Source organism: Streptomyces sp. NPDC001828 (assembly GCF_042892175.1).
GTDB lineage: Bacteria > Actinomycetota > Actinomycetes > Streptomycetales > Streptomycetaceae > Streptomyces.
On record NZ_JBIATV010000001.1, the window covers coordinates 892060 to 905454 of the forward strand.

14 protein-coding genes are annotated in these 13395 nt (G+C 71.0%); 6 read left to right on the top strand and 8 right to left on the bottom strand.

Annotated elements, in window-relative coordinates; translation table 11 throughout:
- Positions 1–9: 9 nt before the first annotated feature.
- The 3 genes from ACFYZA_RS04125 to ACFYZA_RS04135 form a co-directional block, all read right to left on the bottom strand.
- Entirely contained in the window at positions 10–414 is a 405-nt protein-coding gene (locus ACFYZA_RS04125) for a DUF4440 domain-containing protein (RefSeq protein ID WP_388486991.1), read from the bottom strand.
- A gap of 82 nt (positions 415–496) precedes the next feature.
- On the bottom strand, positions 497–1459 hold the full coding sequence (locus ACFYZA_RS04130; RefSeq protein WP_388486994.1) for an SMP-30/gluconolactonase/LRE family protein: 963 nt from the start codon (positions 1457–1459) through the stop codon (positions 497–499).
- Positions 1460–1615: 156 nt separating this feature from the next.
- A complete protein-coding gene (locus ACFYZA_RS04135) occupies positions 1616–1885 on the bottom strand; it encodes a GlsB/YeaQ/YmgE family stress response membrane protein (RefSeq protein ID WP_382600833.1) in 270 nt (89 codons plus the stop codon).
- A 270-nt stretch (positions 1886–2155) separates the two neighbouring features.
- On the opposite strand from ACFYZA_RS04135, the gene ACFYZA_RS04140 reads away from it, so the two are divergent.
- On the top strand, positions 2156–2626 hold the full coding sequence (locus tag ACFYZA_RS04140; protein ID WP_382600831.1) for a Dps family protein: 471 nt from the start codon (positions 2156–2158) through the stop codon (positions 2624–2626).
- 55 nt (positions 2627–2681) lie between these two features.
- On the opposite strand, the gene ACFYZA_RS04145 is transcribed toward ACFYZA_RS04140, so the two are convergent.
- Entirely contained in the window at positions 2682–3518 is an 837-nt protein-coding gene (locus tag ACFYZA_RS04145; RefSeq protein ID WP_388486997.1) for a polysaccharide lyase family 7 protein, read from the bottom strand.
- 253 nt (positions 3519–3771) lie between these two features.
- Here ACFYZA_RS04145 and ACFYZA_RS04150 point away from each other — a divergent pair, with 253 nt between their 5' ends.
- Complete coding sequence (locus tag ACFYZA_RS04150) at positions 3772–4407, top strand: VanZ family protein (protein ID WP_382600827.1); 636 nt, start codon at positions 3772–3774, stop codon at positions 4405–4407.
- A gap of 126 nt (positions 4408–4533) precedes the next feature.
- Here ACFYZA_RS04150 and ACFYZA_RS04155 read toward each other — a convergent pair whose 3' ends face one another.
- The 3 genes from ACFYZA_RS04155 to ACFYZA_RS04165 all read right to left on the bottom strand — a co-directional run bounded on the left by ACFYZA_RS04155 (position 4534) and on the right by ACFYZA_RS04165 (position 7533).
- On the bottom strand, positions 4534–4848 hold the full coding sequence (locus ACFYZA_RS04155) for a hypothetical protein (RefSeq protein ID WP_382596788.1): 315 nt from the start codon (positions 4846–4848) through the stop codon (positions 4534–4536).
- Between the two features lie 72 nt (positions 4849–4920).
- Positions 4921–7047: a SpoIIE family protein phosphatase gene (locus ACFYZA_RS04160; protein WP_382596790.1), complete on the bottom strand. Its 2127-nt coding sequence runs from the start codon at positions 7045–7047 to the stop codon at positions 4921–4923.
- 159 nt (positions 7048–7206) lie between these two features.
- Positions 7207–7533, bottom strand: a complete 327-nt coding sequence (locus ACFYZA_RS04165; protein ID WP_382596792.1) for a helix-turn-helix transcriptional regulator — start codon at positions 7531–7533, stop codon at positions 7207–7209.
- A gap of 227 nt (positions 7534–7760) precedes the next feature.
- Between ACFYZA_RS04165 and ACFYZA_RS04170 the strand changes: the two genes are divergently transcribed.
- From ACFYZA_RS04170 to ACFYZA_RS04185, 4 genes are all read left to right on the top strand, one after another.
- Positions 7761–8717, top strand: coding sequence for an RNA polymerase sigma-70 factor (locus ACFYZA_RS04170; RefSeq protein ID WP_388487001.1), 957 nt, complete (start codon positions 7761–7763; stop codon positions 8715–8717).
- Positions 8705–9169 (top strand): SRPBCC family protein, encoded by a 465-nt coding sequence (locus ACFYZA_RS04175; protein ID WP_388487004.1) that lies wholly within the window; start codon positions 8705–8707, stop codon positions 9167–9169. The genes ACFYZA_RS04170 and ACFYZA_RS04175 overlap by 13 nt, the downstream gene beginning before the upstream one ends.
- Positions 9170–9269: 100 nt before the next feature.
- Positions 9270–9962 (top strand): TetR/AcrR family transcriptional regulator, encoded by a 693-nt coding sequence (locus tag ACFYZA_RS04180; RefSeq protein ID WP_388487007.1) that lies wholly within the window; start codon positions 9270–9272, stop codon positions 9960–9962.
- 58 nt (positions 9963–10020) lie between these two features.
- Positions 10021–11214, top strand: coding sequence for an FAD-dependent oxidoreductase (locus tag ACFYZA_RS04185; RefSeq protein WP_388487010.1), 1194 nt, complete (start codon positions 10021–10023; stop codon positions 11212–11214).
- Between the two features lie 104 nt (positions 11215–11318).
- On the opposite strand, the gene ACFYZA_RS04190 is transcribed toward ACFYZA_RS04185, so the two are convergent.
- The gene (locus ACFYZA_RS04190) at positions 11319–13172 is read right to left on the bottom strand and encodes a M1 family aminopeptidase (protein ID WP_388487012.1); all 1854 of its coding nucleotides are present in this window, start codon (positions 13170–13172) and stop codon (positions 11319–11321) included.
- Between the last annotated feature and the right edge of the window lie 223 nt (positions 13173–13395).

The window sequence follows — 13395 nt, forward strand, 5'->3', positions numbered from 1 at the left end:
GGCATGTGCCTAGGCGTCGTCCCAGGCCATCGAGCTCATCCGCCAGCCCGCCGGGGTGCGCACGAACTGGGTGGTCTTGCGTCCGACCGCCTCGAACCACTGCCCGTCGTGGAAGCCGGACTTGGCGTACTCGCTGAAGCGGTGCGCGACCGAACCGTAGATCTCGGTGCGCTCGGCGACCTCCCACTCGGAGAACTCCGTCAGGGTGCCGTCGGTGAGCATCTTCTCCCGAGGCGCGATGAACCCGTCGAGGTCGTAGACGACGGGCTGCGCGCCGGAGTTGTTGATGATCATCCCTTGCGGGACGAACACCTCGCGGACGGCGCCCAGGTTCGGCCGATCGCCGTCGGTATTGGTGAACGCCCCGAGGAAGGCGCGCATCAGCTGGTCGATCTCGGCCTTGACGTCGGGCACGGGTACGCCTTCCACGGGTGGGTCGCCTCGCTGGGGTTGTCCTCGCACTGGCTGTGAGGTGATTGTCCAGGGGCCCGTACGGCTATCGCGCGGCGGGGTCGGCGCCCGCCGGGACCTCGTAGATCTTTCCGTCGACGCCGGACCGGTAGAGCTTGCCCGCCGAGAAGCCGTGGTCGCCGTGTCCGTAGGTGATCTGGGTGGAGAGGTACATCCCCGACTGCACGGAGCACAGCGTTCCGCCCTCGGCCCGCCAGATCTGGCCCGCGGCGTGCGTGGCGATCAGGGGGCGCCCCCGGCTGTCGAGGGTGAGCCCGTCGGGAAGGGCGAGCGCGTCGGCGATGCCCGTGCTGATCCAGCGCCGCGGCTGTGCCGGGTTGTCGGCGGGGATGCGGTACAGGGCCGGCGCCGGGGTCGTCTGGATGACGTAGACCTGGGCGCCGTCGGGGGAGACGGCGATGCCGTTGGGCATCGGGACCTGGGCCCACGCCGGGTTCACCCGGCCGTCGGGCGTCACACGGCCGATGTGCCGGCCGCCCACCGTGGTGGTGTACACCGTGCCGTCGGGGGCGAGGGCCACACCGTCGATGCCGCCGAGCCCGGAGGCGTACGTGCTGACCGCGCCGGAGTCGGGGTCCACTTCGAGCAGCTTCGAGACCGGGAGGACGTCACCGGTGAGCGAGTGGCCGAGATCGTTGCCCGTGCCGACGAGCAGGCGGCCGTCGGGGCGGACGACGATGCCGCCGTTGGCGCCGATGCCCGCGGTGAGCGGCACGGGGGTGCTGCCGGGTGCGTCGATGCGGTAGACGCGGCCGGTGAAGTACGCGGTGGCGAACATCCGGCCCCGCTGGTCGACCACGATCGACTCGGTCCAGTCGGGGACTTGCGCCAGCTGGACCGGCGCGGCCGACGTGGAAGACTCGCACGCGGGGGCCGCCTGGGCGGTGGCGGGGGTGAGCAGGGCCGCGGCCGTGGCCAGTGCGGCCGCGAACAGGGTGCTGCGGTAGGAGCCTCGTATCGCGGTGCGGCGCGTGTGCGTCGGCCTCATCAATTCCCTTCCCTGCCTGGGCTGTTGGGCAACTCTTCGGCTCCGGGGTCATCCGGCTCCGTAGATTGTGCGTCAACAGGAGGCAGGGCGAGGGGAGTTCAACCGACTTGCCGGCGCTTCACCGGTGTGTGCGTCGTCACCGCTGTCCGCGCGTGCTCAGTTGCGGCTGCGGTTGCCGATGATGAGGCGGTAGAGGATCAGCACGATGATCGAGCCGACGATGGCGGCGATCCAGGTGGAGAGGTGGAAGAAGCCGTTGATGGAGTGGACGTGGAAGATGACCTTCCCGAGCCACCCGCCGAGGAGGCCGCCCACGATGCCGATGATCATGGTGACGACGCAGCCGCCCGGGTCCCTGCCCGGCATGAGTGCCTTGGCGATGGCGCCTGCGAGCAGGCCGATCAGGATCCAGGCGATGATGCTCATGGTGAGGTCCGTCCCAACGTCGATGTGACCGCACCCTGATGGGTGCGGTGCTGGTGGTGAGCTGTTCCGAGTGGCCGAGGGCCTTGTCAGGAAGAGTGCCCAGGCCGGGAATCGCTATGCCAGTCGCATCGGCCATTGGTGGTGCGTGGGGTGCCGGGTCGCAGGTGGTCGGGGGCGGTGTCCGCCCGGGTTTGACGCGCGCTTTGCGAGGAACGCGGTCTACCGGGATCGACGACCGTCGATCGACGGGGATCGTCGAAGGGAGAAGCGGTGTCTGGAGTGAAGGGTTCTTTGTCCGACGCGGATCTGAAGGTGGTCGGACCGGCCCTCAAGGGGGCGCTCGTCGACCTCGTGGACCTGTCGCTGGTGGCCAAGCAGGTGCACTGGAACGTCATCGGCCCGCGCTTCCGTTCCGTCCACCTGCAGCTCGACGAGGTGGTGGCCACGGCCCGCCAGCACTCCGACACCGTGGCCGAACGCGCCTCGGCGCTCGGCGTGAACCCAGACGGGCGGGCCGCCACGCTTGCCGGGGCCAGTGCGATCGGCACGGTGCCGGATGGCTGGATCAAGGACTCCGAGGCGGTCCAGGTGCTGGTCACCGCCCTCGGCAGGATCATCGAGCGGATGCGTGAGCGGATCACCGCAACGGCCGAGCCGGACCCGGTGAGCCAGGACCTGCTCATCACCGTGACGGGCGAGCTGGAGAAGCACGCCTGGATGTTCCAGGCGGAGAACAGCTAGCCGATGGGCCACGCGGCGAACGGCTAGCCGTTCACATGACTGGACGGCCGGGCACTCAGCCGTGCGAGACGCCGAGGCCGTAGAAGGCGACGCGCGCGCCCTTCGTGGTGCTGCTGGAGGACGACTGGTTGTACGAGCCCGCCTTGAAGTACTGGCGGTAGCTGTCGAAGGAGGACGGGATCGCGTAGTGGGTCGTACTGCCGTTGACCGTCAGGTCGACGGTGTGACCTCCCGAGACGGCGATCGTGTAGCTCCACGTCTTGCCGACCGCCACATGGCCCACCGTGTGCGTCGTCTGGCCGCCCGAGGGCGAGTTCTCCGTACCGAGGACGATGTCGCCGGAGGCGCGGTAGTACAGCTCCACCAGCGGCTTGGTGGACGAGCCGCCGGTGCCGAGGTGGATCTGTCCGACGCAGACGTTGGACGTCACCGACACCACGCGCAGCGTCGCGTTCAGCTTGTGGGAGCCGCTCAGCGACCAGTTCGCGGGGCTGCCGTCGCGGTTCATCTCGCGCAGCTCGGAGCGGGCGTAGTTGGAGTTCGGCGTGGTCACGCCCTTCTCCGGGGCCCAGAACGTCATCGCGCCGTCGCGGGTGTCGGTGTAGAAGTACGAGTCCTGGAAGCCGTCCGCGCCCTGGAGCCGGGACGAGGGAATCGTGGTCGGCGAACCCGGGGAGCCCACCGGCTCCTGGAGTTCCCACACCGACAGGTCGAAGTTGCCCCCGGGCGCGACCGACGTGCTCGCGGCCGGCCCGAAGGCGCCGCCGCCTCTCTGTGCCTCAACACGGGTGCCGTCGTGGGTGGTTGAGGAGGCGGGGGCCGCGAAGGCCAGGCCGCCGACGGCGACGACGGCAGCGGTGGTGAGGGGCAGGAGCAGAGGGCGTATGCGCATGAGGGGACCCTTTCGTGGGGGGGTGGGGTGGCTCGGTGCGGGACCTCTCCGAGGCGGCGCGTTCCGTATGATGAACGACATGCCTGGATGTGAACGGGGAAACCGTAGAACCCTGGCGTGGGCGCGTCAATAGATGCGCGAGCCGCCGTTACGCGAACTCATCGGCGGGCGGCGCGTGTTGAGGGGCGGCGGTCGTCGACTGCGGCCCCGGGCCGGGGGCGTGCCCGGATGCGCAGCGGGTACTGGGGATGGCATGGCATCAGAACCACGGCTTCAACGCCGTACCTGGGCGGCGGTGGCGGCCCGCGCCGTCGTGCTGGTCGTCGGATTCGTCTGCATGGTGGGCTTCGCGGTGGTGCTGGCCAAGGCCACCCTGGTTCCGTCACCGGCGTCCGTCCGGCTCACGCACACCAATCTGCACCCCGGCGATTCGATCCGCGCCTATCTCGCGCAGCCCGACTGGCGGGACGCGGTGAAGCAGGTCGGAGGCAACGTGGTGCTCGGCATGCCGTTCGGCGTGCTGCTGCCCGTACTGTTCCCGAGGACGCGCGGGGTCGTGCGCGTGGTCCTCATGACCGCCTTCGTGATGCTCACCGTCGAGGGGGCTCAAGGGCTCCTGGTCACCGGGCGCGCCTTCGACATCGACGACGTCATCCTCAACTCGACCGGTGCCTTCGCCGGTTACCTGCTGCTCGGCCGCCGGCTCGGCCGCGCCCTGCACCCCCGGCGCCGGCACTGGTGGCAGCACCGCCCGGCCGAGCCGGTCGATCCCCAGGGCCGTCCGGTGGAAGAGGGGGACGCGCCCCCTCCCGAGGCCTCGGACTCTCCCTACGCCTCCAAGTCACGCCTGCCCGCGATCCTGAGGGCCGTGCGGAAGCCGGTCCGCTGAGCCCGTCGCGAGACGGGGCGAGCCGGACCGGCCGTTGAACGACGACGCCGGGGCGGGTTCCTTCCGTCAACTCCCTTGAGCAACAAGGGAGTTGACGGAAGGAACCCGCCCCGTGCGCTTCCGCCGCTATTCGGTGATTCCCGTGATGGTCGCGTCCCCCAGGGGCGCCTGATCCTGCGAGTAGCCCGCCGTCCGCAGCGCGGCGGCGACCGTCTCACGGGCCTGCTGCTCGGCGGTCGCGGTGTCGTCGGCCTCCACCTCCAGGCGGATGCTGAACGCCGAGGACCCGCTGTAGAAGGTGAGCATCTCCAGATGCTCCGCCTCGCCCAGCTGGGTTCCGCGCGGGTCGGCCGGGCGCAGGGCGCTTTCGAGGGTCTTGATGGTCTCCTCGGTGCGCTCCGCGAGGAGGGTGCCGGGGATCGTTACGACATAGGTGGTCATAGAGCTACCGGGTGCCCCGTGGGCCCGCTTCGTACACCCCGCGCTGCGGCGAACGGGGTGCCCGGGCGGCGATTACCGGCCGTCGGCGGGGGTCGCCCGGGCCCGGGTGCCGTCGGCCGGCCGCCTCGACGGGGTGACCTGGGCGATCAGCAGGGCGATGTCGTCGTGGCCCTGCGGCGGGGGCATCGCCGCCAGGAGCCGGTCGCAGGTCGCCTCCAGGGGCAGCCGATGGTGGGTCAGGGCGTCGAGCAGGGCGCGCAGCCGGTCGTCGATGGGCTGGTCCCGGGTCTCCACGAGCCCGTCCGTGTACAGCACGAGCCGGTCGCCGGGCGCGCAGTCGACCGTGGTCGCCCGGAACGGGACGCCGCCCACGCCGAGCGGCGCCCCGGTGGGCAGTTGGAGGAAGCGGGGGGCGCGGCCCGGGCGGTCCCAGATGGGCGGCAGATGCCCGGCGAGGGCGATGCGACAGGTCGTGCGGTGCGGGTCGTAGACGGCGTACACACAGGTCGCCGTGGTCTCGTCCAGCTCGGCGGTGATGCGGTCGAGGTGGTGCAGCACATCGGCGGGGTCGAGGTCGAGGCCGGCGAGCGTACGGGTCGCGGTGCGCAACTGGCCCATCGTCGCGGCGGCGTTGATGCCGTGGCCCATCACATCGCCCACGACGAGGGCGGTCTTGTCGCCGGCCACCGGGATGGCGTCGAACCAGTCGCCGCCGGCCTCGCCGACCGTCGCGGCCGGCTGATAGCGGTAGGCGACGTCGAGCCCGGTGGGCTGGGGCGGCTGGCGGGGCAGCAGGTGCTGTTGGAGGGCGAGCGCGGCGTGGCGCTGCTGTTGGAACCAGCGCGCGTTGTCGATGCAGACGGCGGCCCGGGTGGCGAGTTCGAGCGCCAGGACGGCGTCGTCGTGCGTGAAGGGCTGGGGGTTCCTGGCCCGTTTGAGGTCGAGCGCGCCGAGGACCTCGCCGCGCGCGATCAGCGGGACTGCCAGATACGAGTGCAGGCCCGCCCGCGCGAGCAAGGCGGCCGCCGCGTCGTCGCGGGCGATGTTCGCCAGGTCGCCGGGTCCGACATGGCTGATCAGGACGGGCCTGCCGGTCGTGACGCAGCGGGTGACCAGGCGCTCCGCGTTGTACTTGGCGATGTTGCCCGGGGGGTCGGCCGCCTGGAGGGCGTCGGTCGGGTAGGCCGCCGCGACGGCCAGGGCCCTGATGGCCACGGGCCCGGCCGAGGGGTCCTCGACGGGGCCGCGGCCGTCCAGAACGGAGTCGAGGAGGTCGACGGCCGCGATGTCGGCGAGGTCGGTCACGACGAGGTCCGCGAGCTCGTGCGCGGTGCGGTTCAGGTCGAGGGTGGTGCCGATGCGCACCGACGCACGGGCGATCAGGTCGAGGCGCCTGCGCGCCTCGGCCGCCTCGTTCGCCGCGTGGTACTGCTCGCTCACGTCCACGATCGACGTCGCGACGCCGAGGACCCGCCCGGCCGGGTCCTCCAGGCGGTAGTACGACACGTTCCAGGCGTGCTCGGTGAGATCGCCCGGGGTCCGGCCGATCGCGGTCTGGTCGAGAAGCGGCACACCGGTCTCCAGGACCCGTCGCATCGTGGACTCGATGTGCACGTGGTCGAGGAACGGCAGGGCGTCGCGCACCGAACGCCCGATGTGGTCGGCGGGGGAGACGCCGTTGATGCGGGCCAGCGTCGGGTTGACCAGGACGTAGCGCAGTTCGGTGTCGAGGACGGCGAGACCGATCGGGGACTGCGACACGAGCCGCACCGACAGGGCGAGGTCGCGCTCCACGGCCCGCAGCGTCGGCTCGTCGGTGGCGATCCCCAGCGCGTACAGGCCGCCGTGTTCGTCCTGGAGCCGCATGTTGCGGAACTCCACCATCCGCGTACGGCCGTCCTTGTGCCGGATGGGGAAGACCCCGGCCCAGGTACCGCCGCCGCTCATCACCCGGGCGAACAGTTCGAGGACCAGCGGGCGGTGCTCCTCGGCGACCAGGAGGGTGGCGGCGGAGTGGCCGAGGGCCTCCTGGGCGTCCCAGCCGAACAGTTCCTGTGCCTGCGGGCTCCACAGGGTGATCCGTCCGCCCTCGTCGAGGACGATCGCGGCGACACCCAGCACGTCGAGGAGCCCGCCCGGCTCGGAGGCGGCGACGCGGACGGGGCTCAGCTGCTCCCCGAATACCTCGGATGCGTTCATCGTCGGCCCTTCGTCAGCCCGTCCGGTGCCTCACTCCTGCCTCAGCGCCTTCACCATCTTCTCCCCGCCCGGCTCGATCGGCAGACCAGACGTCGCAAGAGAGGCAGGTGAGCACGGTGAGTGACCTGGGTGCGCCGAGCCCCGGCCGGGGCCGAGCGGTCAGTGCTGCGACTGCTTCCCGCGCTGCTCGTCGTGCTGGGCCAGGACCGCGAGCAGAGTGGCCACGGTCAGCCCCGCCTCGGCCGGGTGCCGCAAGGGATGGCCCGCTTCGATCTGGTACGTGTTCGAGCGGCCGTGCCGGGTGTGGGAGAGGTAACCGGCCTCCTCCAGATCGGCGATGATCCGCTGGACGGCGCGCTCGGTGAGTCTGCAGTGCGCGGCGATGTCGCGTATGCGGGTCTGGGGGTCGTCGGCGATCGCGGCCAGCACGCGGGCGTGGTTGGTGAGGAAGGTCCAGCCGGCATGTGGTTCAGGTACGGCACCCATTCCCTCAGGGTAGGTCGTGCCATTCGCGCAAACAATCAGGAGAAACGTAGTTCACGTAACCCACGTCGTGTATGTGCCCCGCGCCCACATTCCCGGCACACCACCGTGGGCCGCCGTTGTGAAGCACATCACATGGGCGGTCTGTCACGCTTCTCCGGGCCGAGGTGTCTCGATGGGCATACACGGGCCGATGGGGCCGCGTGCACCGTGAGGAAGGGCCGGACGGAATGCCGGAGTATTCGGGCGGGTGCGGCAAGGAGGGGGCCGCGCGCCGGGAGGCGGCCCCCGGCGGGGACGCCTTCACCGAACATCGCGCGCTGCTGTTCACCATCGCCTACGAGATGCTGGGCAGCGCGGCCGACGCCGAGGACGTGCTCCAGGAGAGCTATCTGCGGTGGAGCGCGGTCGACGCGGCGGGGGTCGAGCACCCGCGTGCCTATCTGGTGCGGGTGGTGACCCGGCAGGCCCTCAACCATCTGCGTGCGGTCCGGGCCCGGCGCGAGGAGTACGTCGGCACCTGGCTGCCGGAGCCGATCCGTACCGGGCCCGCGGTGAGCGAGGACGCGATCCTGGCCGAGTCGGTGTCGATGGCCCTGATGCTCGTCCTGGAGACGCTGAACCCCACCGAGCGCGCGGTGTTCGTGCTGCACGACGTGTTCGGCTACACCCATGGCGAGATCGCGGCCTCGGTGGGCAAGACCGAAGTGACGGTCCGTCAAATCGCCCACAGGGCGCGGCGGCACGTCCATGCGCGCCGTCGCCGCTTCGAGCCCGATTCCGCGGCAGGACGCGAGATCGTCCGGCGCTTCCTGCTCGCCACGACGGCGGGTGAGATCCAGGCGCTGATGGACCTGATGGCGCCCGACGTCGTCCAGATCTCGGACGGCGGCGGGAAGGTGTCCGCCGCGCGCCGCCCGATCACGGGCAGTGCCGACGTCGCCCGGTTCGTCCTGGGGGTGGCCCGCACCAGCCTCACCGAGGCGACCGAGATCGAGCACGCCACCTACAACGGCATGCCCGCCGCGCGTTTCCTCACCGGCGGCGCGCTCGACTGGCTGGTCGCCTTCGAGATCCACGACGGACGCATCACCGGCCTCTACGCCATGCGCAACCCGGACAAGCTGCACCGCGCGGACACGGTGCGCCCACTCGACAGAGGAGATCACCGGCTGTGGAAACCATGACTTCCGAGCGCGTCATCGCCGCCCCCATCGACGACGTCTTCGCCTGGCTCACGACCACCACCCACTACACCCGCTCGCCGCTGGTGCTGCGCTGCCGGCTGACCCGCCGGGGCGAGGGGGCGCCGTACGGCGTGGGCGCGGTACGCAGCCACCTCTGGGCGATCGGCTGGCTCAGGGAACGCATCACCCGCTACGAGGCGCCGTACGTCACGGAGTACGTCGTCGAGCGGAGCGTGCCGCCGTCCCGGCACGAGTTCGGCAGCATGACCTTCAGCGAGGCCGACGGCAAGACCCTGGTGCGCTGGACCACCCGCGCCGAAATGAAGCTGCCGCTGCTCGGGCCCGTACTGACCCGGCACCTGGTACGCCCGATGATCACCCGCTCCTTCGACAGCATCCTCGACGCGGCTGACAGGGCTCTGGTCAACAGCCCTGATGCACAAGGGAAGTGACGCCGCATCAGAAGATGTGCCCGAGGCCGCTCGGTCCGCGCTGGACGAACGTGTTCGCTCAGTACTTGTTCGTGACGAACATGTTCGTTACCCTGAGGCTGTGACTTCGCAGCCCGCCACCCCCCGCAGCCGCCGCGAGCGGCCCGCCAAGCCCGCGCTCACGTACGAGGGCATCGTCGCGACGGCCGTCCGCCTCATGGAATCCGAGGGGCTGCAGCGCGTCACGATGCGGCGCCTGGCCCAGGAGCTCGACACCGGCCCCGCCTCGCTGTACGTGTACGTGGCCAACACCGCCGAGCTGCACGCGGCCATCCTGGAGGCGCTGCTCGGGGCGGTGGATCTGACCCCCGTCACCGCGCGGGGCGAATGGCGCGAGCGGCTGCTCCGGGTGCTCGGCAGTTACGTCGAGGTGCTGTTCGCGAACCCCGGCCTGGCCCGCTCCGCGCTGGTCGCGCGGCCCTCGGGCCCCCACTACCTGGCCCTGGTCGAAGGCGTCCTCGCGCTCCTTCACGAAGGGGGAGTGCCGGACACTCAGGCCGCCTGGGGCGTGGACGTGCTGCTCCAGGTCGCCACCGCGACCGCCGCCGAACAGTCGACGCGCGCGCGGTCCCGCACGGCCGACGACGAGCACGCGGCGCTCACGGCGGTCCTGCGCGAAGCGCCCGCCGCCACCTATCCGCGCATCGCCGCGCTCGGCGACGACCTCGTCTCCGGCACGCCCGAGCAGCGCTTCGCCTGGATCTTCCGCGCGGTGATCAACGGTACGAAGGCCACGCCGCGCGACACCCCGTGAGCGGGCCGGCGCCCGGAACGGCCGCACTCAGCGCACCACGCAAGGAAAGGACCTCGTCATGACCACGCCGACGAACGACTCCGAGAACGCCTCCGCCGGCCCGTCCACGCCCGGCGGCATTCCGCACCACCCCATCGCCGTCATCGGCGGCGGCCTCACGCTGGCCCGGGTCCTGCACGTGCACGGCATCCGCGCCGCAGTCTTCGACCTCGACGCCTCCCCGGACGCCCGCACGCAGGGCGGCATGCTCGACATTCACGAAGAATCGGGTCAAGAGGCCCTGCGCGCAGCGCGGTTGCACGACGAGTTCCTCGCCAAGGTGCACCCCGGCGGCCAGTCGATGCGCGTCCTCGACAAGCACGCGCGCGTCCTGCGCGAGGAACCCGACGACGGCACCGGCGGCCGCCCGGAGATCGACCGCGGCGACCTGCGCGCGCTGCTGCTCGATTCGCTGCCGCCCGGCACGGTGCGCTGGGGCGCCAAGGTCACGGCCGCGCGCCCGGCCGGCGCGGGAGTGCACGAGGTGACGCTCGCCGACGGGGGCATGTTCACGGCCGACGTGCTGATCGGCGCGGACGGCGCCTGGTCCCGGGTCCGGCCGCTGCTCTCCGGCGCGACACCCGCGTACACCGGGATCTCCTTCGTCGAACTCGACCTCCTGGACGCCGAGGCCCGCCACCCCGAGGCGGCACGCCTCATCGGCGGCGGCATGTTCTTCGCCCTGGGCGACCACAAGGGCTTCCTCGGCCACCGGGAGACCGACGGCAGCCTGCACATCTACACCGCGCTGCGCGCCGACGAGGACTGGCTGTCCACCATCGACTTCGGCGACACGGCCACCGCCAAGAAGGCACTCCTCGCGCACTTCGGCGACTGGGCGCCCGCGCTGCGGCAGTTGGTCACCGACGCCGACGGCCCGCTGACGGCCCGGCCGATCCACGCCCTGCCCATCGGCCACCGCTGGGAGCGGGTGCCGGGTGTGACCCTGCTCGGCGACGCGGCGCACCTGATGTCCCCGTTCGCCGGCGAGGGCGCCAACCTCGCCATGAAGGACGGCTCCGACCTCGGCCTTGCCCTGGCCCGGTGCGCCGGAGACACGGAGGCGGCCCTCGCGGCGTACGAGGAGGCGCTCTTCCCCCGGAGCGAGGCGACGGCCCGGGATTCGGCCGAGGGGCTCGAAGCCATCTTCAACTCGCGTGCGCCACAGCCGCTGCTCGACATGTTCGCCGCCTTCGACACGGAGCGTGCCTGAAGTCGGCGACGGGGCACGCGAGTTCCCCCTGTCGCGGGTTCGCCGCGCAGGACGCGTGGGGAACCACGGTCCTGCGCGGCCGGCCGGCGGGACGTGACGGTTGGTCAGCCGTCGATGCGGTGCTGGGTCCAGAACGAGGTGAGGTCCGTGGTCGTGGCCGCCTGCGCGGCCGCCTTGAACTCGGCCGTGGTGGAGACGCCGTACCAGTGCGAAGTGGCGTAGTCCTTCAGCAACTTGGCCATCACGCTGTCACCGAGGACCCGGCGCAGATCGTGCAGGGCGCACTTCCCGTACCCGTAGACGACGGTCGAGTAGCGGGAGGAGTGGGCGTCCCAGTAGGCCATCGAGTTGGTGATCTTCTCGCTCGACGAGGCCCACGAGACGCTGTTCCAGCAGTTGGTGCCGGTCTGGTTCTGGGCGAGGTCGGTGGAGTAGTCGGCGAACGCCTCGTCCAGCCACGGGTTGTTGTACTCGTCGTCGCCGACGATGCCGTACCACCACTGGTGCCCGATCTCGTGCGTGAGCGCCGTGGTGGACACCAGGTCGAGCACGAAGCCCGGGTATTCCATGCCGCCGAACCAGTAGTTGTTGTCGATCACCGCGTCCAGCTCACCGTACGGGTAGGCCCCGAAGCGGGCCGCGTGGGTGTCCACGGCGGACTTGGCGGTGGCCAGCATCGACTGGGCGTTGGCCGAGCTGATGCCCGACACCGAGTAGATGTTGATGGCGGTCCCGGCCGGTGAGGTGCCGGAGATCTTGCTGAAGGGTCCGGCCGCCCAGGCGAAGTCGCGGACCTTGGAGGCGGTCGCCGTGGTGATCGTGCGGCCGCTGGACCCGGGGGTGTCGACCGAGGTGCCGGTGGCCGGGACCAGCAGGCTGGTGGGGTGGTCGAGGGTCACCTTGAAATCGGCGGCCAGCGAGTAGAAGGACTCCCCGTTGTTGGTGTACGGGTCCAGGTGCCAGCCCGCCGCGTCGCGTACCGCCAGGACGGGCAGCGCGTTGCCGATGTTGTTGAACGCCCCGTCGGCGCCGAAGCGGTCGGCGCCGTCGGGCACGGTGATGCCCAGGTCGAAGCCGATGGTCGTGCTCTGGCCCTGGGGCAGCGGCGCCGGCAGGTCGATCTTGAGGGCCGTGCAGCCGACCGAAAGGGCACCCGCGGTGCCGCCGGTGACGTTGGTGACCGTGATCGGCATCGCCGAGCAGGTGCCGTGGTAGTTGTCCCACAGCCTCAGGTACACCTCGCTGAGCGCGGTGGCGGAGGCGTTGGTGAAGGTCGCGCTCTCGTGCCCGGTCCAGCCGTTGCCGCTCGCGTTGCTGCTCAGGTTCACGGTGTACGCGGGCGATGCCGGGGTGCGGGTGGAGTCGGCCGGCGGGGTGGAGCCGCCCGAGGTGTTGAGGGCGATGTCGTCGAGGACGAAGCTCGTCTTGAGGCTGGAGTCCTCCGTGCCGGTGAAGGCGAGGTTCACGGTCTGCCCCGCGAACCCGGACACGTCGACCGACTTCTGTACGTAGCCGGTGTTCTTGTCGAGGTTCGAGTAGGTCGCGAGCGTGGTGCTGCCGATCTTCGCCGTCAGCTTGTCGTACGCGGTCGACGTCGTCGTCTCGGCCGTGTCTATGTGCAGCCAGTACGTGAGTGTGGCGGTGCTGCATCCCGAGGGGATGGTCACGCTCTGGGAGAGGGTGTCGGTGTGTGTGCTGCCCACACCGTTCAGCCATGCGAAGTGGGTGCCGCCGTGGGCGGTCTCGCCGGTCCGATTGGTGATCACGCTCGTCGACGACTGGGTCCAGGGCGACGTACCGCTCTCGAAGTCGCCGTTGGCGACGACCTGGGCCGGGGCGCAGGCGGCGGGAGCGGCAGGTGCCGCGGCCGACGCCGACACGGCGGGAAGGGAGACGGTGCCCAGCGCGGCGACGGCGCAGGCGGCCGCCACGAGGGACTTGTGGGGGGTGGATCTCACACGGAACTCCTTTGAGGCGGCCGGGATTTCGGCCTGCTCGGTGGCCGCCCGACCGGCTTGGGTGCGCCGGAGGCGGCCGCGGACTGTGTGCGGCACGTGCACGATCACTGGGGTGGGACTTGAGCGCGTGTCTTCCTGGGGTCAGGGCGACAGCCGGGGGGAAGCTTCGCAGGTCTGACCAGGCCATGCCAAGAGACCCGCCGGAGCTGTTCACGCCCCCGCC

Bases quoted from the DNA above. Each gene is read 5' to 3' on its own strand.
- ACFYZA_RS04130 (WP_388486994.1), bottom strand. From the start codon at position 1,459: ATGAGGCCGACGCACACGCGCCGCACCGCGATACGAGGCTCCTACCGC.
- ACFYZA_RS04135 (WP_382600833.1), bottom strand. From the start codon at position 1,885: ATGAGCATCATCGCCTGGATCCTGATCGGCCTGCTCGCAGGCGCCATC.
- ACFYZA_RS04145 (WP_388486997.1), bottom strand. From the start codon at position 3,518: ATGCGCATACGCCCTCTGCTCCTGCCCCTCACCACCGCTGCCGTCGTC.
- ACFYZA_RS04150 (WP_382600827.1), top strand. From the start codon at position 3,772: ATGGCATCAGAACCACGGCTTCAACGCCGTACCTGGGCGGCGGTGGCG.
- ACFYZA_RS04155 (WP_382596788.1), bottom strand. From the start codon at position 4,848: ATGACCACCTATGTCGTAACGATCCCCGGCACCCTCCTCGCGGAGCGC.
- ACFYZA_RS04160 (WP_382596790.1), bottom strand. From the start codon at position 7,047: ATGAACGCATCCGAGGTATTCGGGGAGCAGCTGAGCCCCGTCCGCGTC.
- ACFYZA_RS04165 (WP_382596792.1), bottom strand. From the start codon at position 7,533: ATGGGTGCCGTACCTGAACCACATGCCGGCTGGACCTTCCTCACCAAC.
- ACFYZA_RS04170 (WP_388487001.1), top strand. From the start codon at position 7,761: ATGCCGGAGTATTCGGGCGGGTGCGGCAAGGAGGGGGCCGCGCGCCGG.
- ACFYZA_RS04185 (WP_388487010.1), top strand. From the start codon at position 10,021: ATGACCACGCCGACGAACGACTCCGAGAACGCCTCCGCCGGCCCGTCC.